8 protein-coding genes are annotated in these 7,519 nt (G+C 67.0%); 5 read left to right on the top strand and 3 right to left on the bottom strand.

Annotation, left to right across the window (positions count from 1 at the left end):
- Nucleotides 1–465 precede the first annotated feature (465 nt).
- Nucleotides 466–885: a hypothetical protein gene (locus AB0J62_RS40435; RefSeq protein WP_363883207.1), complete on the bottom strand. Its 420-nt coding sequence runs from the start codon at nt 883–885 to the stop codon at nt 466–468.
- Between the two features lie 921 nt (nt 886–1,806).
- On the opposite strand from AB0J62_RS40435, the gene AB0J62_RS40430 reads away from it, so the two are divergent.
- A complete protein-coding gene (locus tag AB0J62_RS40430; protein ID WP_363883204.1) occupies nt 1,807–2,016 on the top strand; it encodes a hypothetical protein in 210 nt (69 codons plus the stop codon).
- 172 nt (nt 2,017–2,188) lie between these two features.
- Nucleotides 2,189–2,356, top strand: a complete 168-nt coding sequence (locus AB0J62_RS40425; protein WP_363883201.1) for a hypothetical protein — start codon at nt 2,189–2,191, stop codon at nt 2,354–2,356.
- Between the two features lie 145 nt (nt 2,357–2,501).
- Here AB0J62_RS40425 and AB0J62_RS40420 read toward each other — a convergent pair whose 3' ends face one another.
- Together AB0J62_RS40420 and AB0J62_RS40415 are read right to left on the bottom strand one after the other, a co-directional pair.
- Complete coding sequence (locus tag AB0J62_RS40420) at nt 2,502–2,912, bottom strand: cupin domain-containing protein (RefSeq protein WP_363883198.1); 411 nt, start codon at nt 2,910–2,912, stop codon at nt 2,502–2,504.
- A gap of 8 nt (nt 2,913–2,920) precedes the next feature.
- Nucleotides 2,921–3,796, bottom strand: coding sequence for a helix-turn-helix transcriptional regulator (locus AB0J62_RS40415; RefSeq protein ID WP_363883195.1), 876 nt, complete (start codon nt 3,794–3,796; stop codon nt 2,921–2,923).
- A gap of 157 nt (nt 3,797–3,953) precedes the next feature.
- Between AB0J62_RS40415 and AB0J62_RS40410 the strand changes: the two genes are divergently transcribed.
- From AB0J62_RS40410 to AB0J62_RS40400, 3 genes are all read left to right on the top strand, one after another.
- On the top strand, nt 3,954–4,973 hold the full coding sequence (locus AB0J62_RS40410; RefSeq protein WP_363883192.1) for a zinc-dependent alcohol dehydrogenase family protein: 1,020 nt from the start codon (nt 3,954–3,956) through the stop codon (nt 4,971–4,973).
- A 248-nt stretch (nt 4,974–5,221) separates the two neighbouring features.
- On the top strand, nt 5,222–5,491 hold the full coding sequence (locus AB0J62_RS40405) for a cyclophilin-like fold protein (RefSeq protein WP_363883189.1): 270 nt from the start codon (nt 5,222–5,224) through the stop codon (nt 5,489–5,491).
- A 78-nt stretch (nt 5,492–5,569) separates the two neighbouring features.
- The gene (locus tag AB0J62_RS40400; protein WP_363883186.1) at nt 5,570–6,817 is read left to right on the top strand and encodes a multidrug effflux MFS transporter; all 1,248 of its coding nucleotides are present in this window, start codon (nt 5,570–5,572) and stop codon (nt 6,815–6,817) included.
- Nucleotides 6,818–7,519: the final 702 nt, after the last annotated feature.

Raw genomic sequence — 7,519 nt, 5'->3', positions numbered from 1 at the left:
CACGGTGGCGGGCACGGTGGCGGGCACGGTGGCGGGCACGGTGGCGGGCACGGTGGCGGGCACGGTGGCGGGCACGGTGGCGGGCACGGTGGCGGCCACTAACAGCACCCTCCCACGCGGAGATCGGCACCAAGTGGCAGCGCGATATCAACTACGCGGGTGAGCCGACTGGTTCGGTAGGCGATAGCGGCGTGGTCCCAGCCCGAGGGGGACCCCGATGGATCGCGCCAACATCATGTAACACGCAGGCGGTTCCAGCATGGTGGTCTAGCGATTTCGAGAGCCAGGTCGCATGTGTTCGGGTCTGATCGATGCCCCGTTGCAGCGGCCAGCCCGCCGAGCGGTACCGCGCCGGCCGTCGTCCCCGGTGGACGTCTCACAGGCGACACAGGCCCTCGGCAACCAGTTGCTCGCGCTAGGGGAGCCGCGTCCTCGACGCCGCTCCCCAAAAGCTTCTCCGGGTCGCTATCTGCCCTGGGATACGGTCAACCGGTTCGTCGAGCCGGCGCCCTGCCTCGCCTGATCGCGGATGCGGTTCACGCCCAGTGTGTCGAGGTAATCCGCGGGATGATCGTGGCTCGGACGCTCCTCCAGGTCGTGCACCAGGTGGGCGACCGCAACCTCGAAATCGCTCACCTCCATGCGGGCGCCGGGCAAAGGGATCGTGCCGTGTCCGCCGTCGATGCTGCCGAGCTCGACGCGGTCGATGATGGCGTTGTTCCAGAAGAAGTCGACCCAGAACGGCCGAACTGCGGGGTTGACGAAGTACTTCGCCCAGTCGAAATGCAGCTCCTGGCGCTCATTGCGGGCATGCACCTCCAGCGCCCGCGACATCGTGAGGCTGGGCTCTTCTCGACAGACTGCGTGGTTGTAGTGCTCGCCCATGACGTCACTGAATTCGCCATCAGGGCCCGCTCCCATAGGTCCACCGGTAGTGGAAGTCGCGTCCCGCGATACCGATGCGGTACCAAGCCTCGGCTGTGCGACCAGCGATTAGGTCGTTCTGGATCTTGAACAGGTCCACGCCGTACTTCCCCTTCAGTAGAAGGAGTCCTGTAGAACGGCGACCCCTCCGGTTATCCATTGTGCATCACCAATGCACCGACAAACGAAGGGCGACCGCCGTACGGTTTGTGGTGATTGCGCTCCGCCGGCGACGCAGGCTGGACACGCCGAGGTAGGCGCTGCCACAGACTGCCACATCTACAGCGAGTCGAGCCTCGTGACACCGGCGACCTCGATCGGAGGCCAACCCGAACGCCGCCATGATCAGCTCGGTCAGGCCGGACAGCTCCCACCGCCGCCCCTTCCTCGCTGGTGACGGCCGGAGCTGATTCGGCAGGATCGACGCGGCCCGACGAGACAACGGCTGGGGTGGCCGGAAACGCCCGGTCGCACGACCCGCCGGCCGCACAGCCATGTGCGGCGGCATCTGTGAGTGCGGATCCGCCGCCCGCGTAGGCGACCCGGACGGGCCGAGTACACCTCTCGTAGGCGGCGGTACTTGTCGTGTTGGCGACCGCGGACGATTGCCAGGTTTGTTGCTATTGGCCCCATTCATCTTTCGCAGCGTAGTTACGTCGGTGCGGATTCGAACAGCCGTTTGCAGGTTGTTGCAGTCGGTGTGTGCACGTGCCGTGCGCTCTGCCGTCGGCACGCACACGGATGTTCGGCACGCGTGGATGCGGGCGGCTGTAGCTGCTCAACAGGCGGCCCATTCCGTCTCGCAAGAGGAGCGACCGGCGTGCAGGGTGTCTGGACGGGTACCGGGGCTAGGAGCAACTACTTCGACGGAAGGGGAGCACGGTGGCTGAGGCGATGTCGAGCCGTCACAGCGGCGAAGTGTGGACCGAGGAGCAGGCCCAGCAGTTGCGTGAGCTGGCCGGAGCGAATACGCCGGTTGGCGTGATGAGCGTCAAGCTCGGCCGCTCCGAGGCTGCGATCCGGTCCAAGGCGCAGTCCGAGGGGATCGCGCTCGCGCCGCCGAACCGGTCGCCGTACGGCGACATGAGCTGATAGCCAAGCGCATGCTGGTGCCGTGGGCGGTGTGTGGCGGTGCGGGAGATGCGACGGGGCGAACGTCCCGGAGCACCACCGGTTCTGCCCGTACCGTGACATCGGCTCACGGTACGGCGAGTGATCATCGTGGTGTGGCCGCCGTTGCGCCGGCGCGAGTACAGGCGAGACCGTGACACCGGCCCGACCACGCCGTGAGGTGCCGCCGCCGCGGGTCCCGGCCGATCTGGCCGGACCGGTCGAGGTCGCGCTGGCGAGGTCGGTGAACGAGATTCCCGGCCCGCATGCACTGCCTGGCGGGTCACCCTACGAGGTGAAGTGGGACGGCTACCTTCACTAAACTTGTCAATCGGCTCGGTGACGATCAAGTCGGGGAGGCGGCGGTGTGCGTGCCGGGCGGCACGTCCATCCAACTCAGGCGCCGGGCAGGTGAGTTCGTCGGCGGCCTACGGCTGGGGGGTGTGCACAGAGCATCTGACGGCGTATCAGGCGACTGGCTGTGCAGCCTGGTATTCCTCGTCGGTGACGGGGTCGAGCCAGTGGACGACGTCGTGGTCGGCGTCGGCTTCGTTGATGGCCAAGTGGACCATGAGGCGATTGGGGGCGGCACCGTGCCAGTGTTCCTCGTCGGCCTCGAAGAGAACTCGGTCGCCGGGGCGAATGACCTCGATGGGGCCGCCTCGGCGCTGGCACAGTCCGATGCCTTCGGTGACGAAGACGGTCTGGCTCAGGGGGTGCCGGTGCCAGTGGGTGCGAGCGCCAGGCATGAAGTGGACGAGGTTAGCGGCCACGCGTGAGGGCGATGGGGCCGCGGCGACGGCGTCGATATAGACGTCGCCGGTGAACCAGTCGGCGGGTCCTTTGACGGTGTCGAGGGAGCTGCGGACGATCTGCATTGGTTCCTCTAGCTGGAAGTTGTCGGGGTTTGTGCTGTTGTTGCCCAGGAGGCGAGCAGTTGGAGCCGTTCGGCGGACGGAGAGCTGGGTTCGGCGGTGTAGACCAGGAGCACGAGCCCCGGCTCGGCGGTGACCGCCAGCTCTTCGTAGACGAGTGTGAGTTCGCCGACGACCGGGTGGTTGAACCGCTTGGTACCGGATCCGTGGGTGCGGACGTTGTGGTCGGCCCACAACCGGCGGAAGGTCTCGCTGCGGGTGGAGAGTTCGCCGACGAGGTCCTGAAGGCCGCGGTCGTGGGGGTCGCGGCCAGCCTCGGCGCGCATGATGCCGACGCACATCTGGGCGAACAGATCCCAGTCGGGATAGAAGTCTCGCGAGGCGGGATCGAGGAATTGGAACCGAGCCAGGTTCGGAGTACGTCCGCTGTCGCCGATCACCGGCGAGTAAAAGGCGCGGCCCAAAGCATTCGTGGCGAGCAGGTTCTGGTGCGGGTCCCGGACGAACGCGACACCGTCTTTGATCGCCTCCAGCGCCCACTGCAGGCTGAGCCGCGACGCTGACTTGCCCGACGTCCGGCGGCGGGGGCGGCCCGAGGTCGGGATCCCGTCCGCGGCCCGGGCGAGGTCGAGCAGGTGGGCTCGCTCGGTGTCGTCCAGTTGGAGCGCTCGTGCGAGCGCTTCGAGCACGCCAGTGGAGGCGCCGGCGATTTGGCCTCGCTCGAGGCGCGCGTAGTACTCGACGCTGAGCCCGGCGATCGTTGCGACCTCGCTGCGTCTGAGTCCGGGGACGCGCCGGGGGCCGGTGGTGGGAAGCCCAGCTTGATCCGGAGTGATGCGTGCGCGGCGAGTCGTGAGGAACTCGCGTACCTCTTGACGGTTGTCCACGACTACGACAGTAATCCGCTGAGAGCGCGGGCAGGGCGGTGAAGGGTGCCCTGTGGGTACACCCATCAGGAGGGACTTCTCCGGTGATAGGCCACCGGCTTCACTCGTCATGTTGGCCCTTTGCTGGGTCTCACGTCGATATGAAGAGGAGCGCGCGATGCGCCAGGTAGTCATGCACGGCCCTGGGGACGTCCAGGTCGAGGACCGCGAGGACCCGAAGATCATCGAGCCGACCGACGCGGTCATCCGCCTGTCGGCGACCTGTATCTGCGGTAGCGACCTTTGGCCCTATCGCGGTGCCGAGCCCGTCGACCGCCAGGTCATGGGCCACGAGTACGTCGGCGTCGTCGAGGAGATCGGCGACCAGGTGCACACCATCGAGGTCGGTGATTTCGTCGTCGGCTCGTTCTGGGCCTCCGACAACACCTGTGAGATCTGCCAGGCCGGCTACCAGGCCTACTGCGTCCACCGCGTCCTGATGGGCACGATCGGCACGCAGTCCGAGCGGGCTCGGATCCCGTTGGCCGACGGTACCCTCGTGACTACTCCAGGGATGCCCGATGCGGACCTGATCCCGTCGCTGATGGCCGCGTCCGATGTGCTTGGCACCGGCTGGTTCGCCGCGGCCGCCGCGCAGGCCGGACCGGGCAAGACGATCGCGGTTGTCGGCGACGGCGCCGTTGGGCTGCTGGGCATCCTGGCCGCCAAGCAGCTCGGCGCCGAGCGGATCATCGCCTTCAGCCGACACGCCGATCGGCAAGCTTTGGCCAAGGAGTTCGGAGCCACCGACATCATCGAAGAACGGGGCAATGTCGGGGTGGCGAGGGTCAAGGAACTTACCGGCGGGCTCGGAGCCCACTCAGTGATCGAGGCCGTCGGCACTCAGGAAGCGATGACGCAGGCCATTCACTCCACCAGGCCGGGCGGCCACGTCGGGTTCGTCGGTGTCTCCCACGACGTCGCAATCCCGGGTGACGAGCTGTTCATGGCCGGCGTCCACCTCCATGGCGGCCCCGCCCCGGTCCGGCAGTATCTGCCTGAATTGATCCAGCTCATCTGGGACCGCAAGATCAACCCTGGCCTGGTTTTCGACCTCACCCTGCCGTTGGACCAAGCCGCCGACGGTTACCGCGCCATGGACCAGCGGACCGCGACCAAGGTCCTTCTCACCGTCTGATGCAGCCGACCCTTGCTTGCCACGAGACACCGGTGAAGGTGATCCGCAGCGCCGCCACCGCCGTACTGACCTCGGTCATCGTGCTGGTGCTGGCGGCCTGCGGAACCGACGCCACCAGCGGTGACGCCGGCCGACCATCGACGCCGCGTAGCAACGCTCCCGCCGTCCCTCCGTCGGGTTCGTCGGCTGGCAGTCAGCAATCAGGCCGGCCCAGCTCACAACACACGCGCAACACCGAGGAGCAGCGGATGAGACTGCAGATCACGATCGGTGATCAGCACTTCCAAGCCACGCTCGAAGGCCCGCTGCCGGCGCCGCTGTCCCTCGACGGTCAGCCGGCCGGCGTGGACCCCGATGTCGGCGACGTCGGCTACTACGCCCCCGGCAACGATTTCGTCCTCTACTACGGAGACCAGTCCTACTACGACGGCATCGTCGTCCTCGGCCGGATGGACGGTGACGCCGCCGAGCGCATCGCGCGCATGGACGGCTCCATCAAGGTTTTGCTCCGGCCCTGACATTTTCCTGCTACGTGAAGAGGCTTGATGCAAGAGGTTCCATCACCCTCAGCCGATGGTTGGTCGACGCCACCCGTGATGAAGACCCGTCGCCAGGCCCGGCTGACCGCTGGGCTGGTCGCGACCGTCGTGTTCTTGACCGCGATCGCGCCGCTGGCCACCGACATGTACGTCCCGGCATTCCCGCGGGTCGCCGCGGAACTGTCCACTACCGCGACGCAGGTCCAGTTGACGCTGACGACATTCTTCGTCGGTATGGCGCTCGGCCAGTTGATCGGCGGGCCGGTCTCGGATCAACACGGCCGGCGGATCCCGTTGCTCGTCGCGCTTCTGGTCACAACCGCGGCCTCGATTGTGTGCGCACTCGCACCGACGATCGCCGTGATGACCACCGCCCGGTTCGTCCAGGGCTTCGCCGGCGGCTGGGCGATGGTGATCGGCCGGGCGATCATCGTCGACCTGGCCGCCGGTGCCCAGCTCGTCCGGGTGCTGAACCTCATCGCCGGTGTGGGCGGCCTCGCGCCGATCGTCGGGCCGCTTCTCGGCGGCCTCATCTTGCAACTGTTGCACTGGCGGGTCTCGTTCTGGCTTGTCGCGGTGCTCGGTCTTGCGATGACGTTGGCGGTTCTGGTTGTCGTGCCCGAATCACTCCCGCGCGAACGCCGCCATGCCGGCGGAATACAGAACTTCCTGGCCGCCGGCCGCATCGTTTTGAGCAACCGGGAGTACGTCGGCTACCTGGTAGTCGCCGGGGCCGCGATGGGTGCTCTGTTCGCCTACGTCGCCACCTCCGCGTTCGTCCTGCAAACCATGAACGGGCTCTCGCCGATCGCGTACTCGATCGACTTCGCGGCCAACGCGGCCGGGATGACGGTCGCCGCGCTGATCGCGGCCCGGCTCGCGGGGCGGGTCTCTACCCGCAAGCTGATCCTGGCCGGGCAGGTCGCCGCTTTAGCCGCAGGCATTGCGATGCTGGTCGGTGCCTTGTGGTTCGACGCACCGCTACTCCTCGCGATCGTGTGCTTCTTCGTACTGATGACTGCTCAGGGCCTCATGATTCCCAACGGCGGCGCCCTCGCGTCCGCCTCTGTACCTGATCACCCCGGCACCGGATCAGCCGTGCAGGGATTCGTCCAATGGGTCGCCGCCGGAACGATCGCACCAATCGCCGGACTCGGCGGCCAACACACCGCCGTCCCGATGGCCACCCTGATCACTCTCGGCGCCGCCGTCTCCATGATCGGCCTCCTGGTCCTGGCCAGGCCGAAGCCCGCCAAGACTGGCCCAGGCAGCCGGAGCGGGATGGCGCCGGAGGCCGCTGCGTGAGCTAGGGCTTCAGTCCAGCCTGCCAGCGGGCGATTGCTTGGCCTACGTGGGTGGCGACCAAGCCGGGCAGATCGATGTCGGTGCCGAGTAGCCACTGCAGGTGAGGTGCGGTCAGTTCTCACCGACGTGGTGGATGCCTAGGTTGCTCGTTGCCAGCCAGGTTCCCGGGTTCGACGGGCGCGGGATGATTGGCCAGCGCGAAGGGCGTCGGCCTCGGTGTTCCTTTGTACGAGGCCACAGCCTTGAGCCCGTGGACCGCCAACCGACGCTCAGCGCTCATGACCGCCGGGCGTGGCATGGCTCGTGGCACGAAGTACCTGGCCCCGATGACAAATGCGGGTCGAATGAGGCTCCGCGTGCAGGCACAGACGCGTGATGAGAGCGGATGTGACGCTGTCGTTCCTCCTCGTAATGAGAAGGTCGTCGGTTCGATTCCGACATGCGGCTCCACCCGCACCTCGGCTAAAGGTCATTCTCCGGCTCTGGTGCTCGTCGTTTGCGGCCCCGACCGCCTCCCTGCGACGAGGCCAGCGCGTACGCCGTACCTGCCCAGCCGACAGGGACGACGCACGGAGCAGCGGCCGTTGCGGGATTGACGTTAGTGCATCTAGCTGTTGCGGGTCATGAGGTTGTTGACGGTGGGGTTGAGTAAGGGGGACGGATCCTTCGGCGGCAGGATGAGAACTGCCAAGTCACCCATCT

This window comes from Kribbella sp. NPDC049584, from assembly GCF_040675555.1.
In the GTDB taxonomy this organism is placed as follows: Bacteria; Actinomycetota; Actinomycetes; order Propionibacteriales; family Kribbellaceae; genus Kribbella.
This window is presented reverse-complemented; position numbering and strand designations above follow the sequence as displayed.

What these genes read in the sequence shown, in the direction of transcription:
- AB0J62_RS40405 (WP_363883189.1), top strand. Translation starts at nt 5,222, where the DNA reads ATGAGACTGCAGATCACGATCGGTGATCAGCACTTCCAAGCCACGCTC.
- AB0J62_RS40435 (WP_363883207.1), bottom strand. Translation starts at nt 885, where the DNA reads ATGGGCGAGCACTACAACCACGCAGTCTGTCGAGAAGAGCCCAGCCTC.
- AB0J62_RS40410 (WP_363883192.1), top strand. Translation starts at nt 3,954, where the DNA reads ATGCGCCAGGTAGTCATGCACGGCCCTGGGGACGTCCAGGTCGAGGAC.
- AB0J62_RS40400 (WP_363883186.1), top strand. Translation starts at nt 5,570, where the DNA reads ATGAAGACCCGTCGCCAGGCCCGGCTGACCGCTGGGCTGGTCGCGACC.
- AB0J62_RS40420 (WP_363883198.1), bottom strand. Translation starts at nt 2,912, where the DNA reads ATGCAGATCGTCCGCAGCTCCCTCGACACCGTCAAAGGACCCGCCGAC.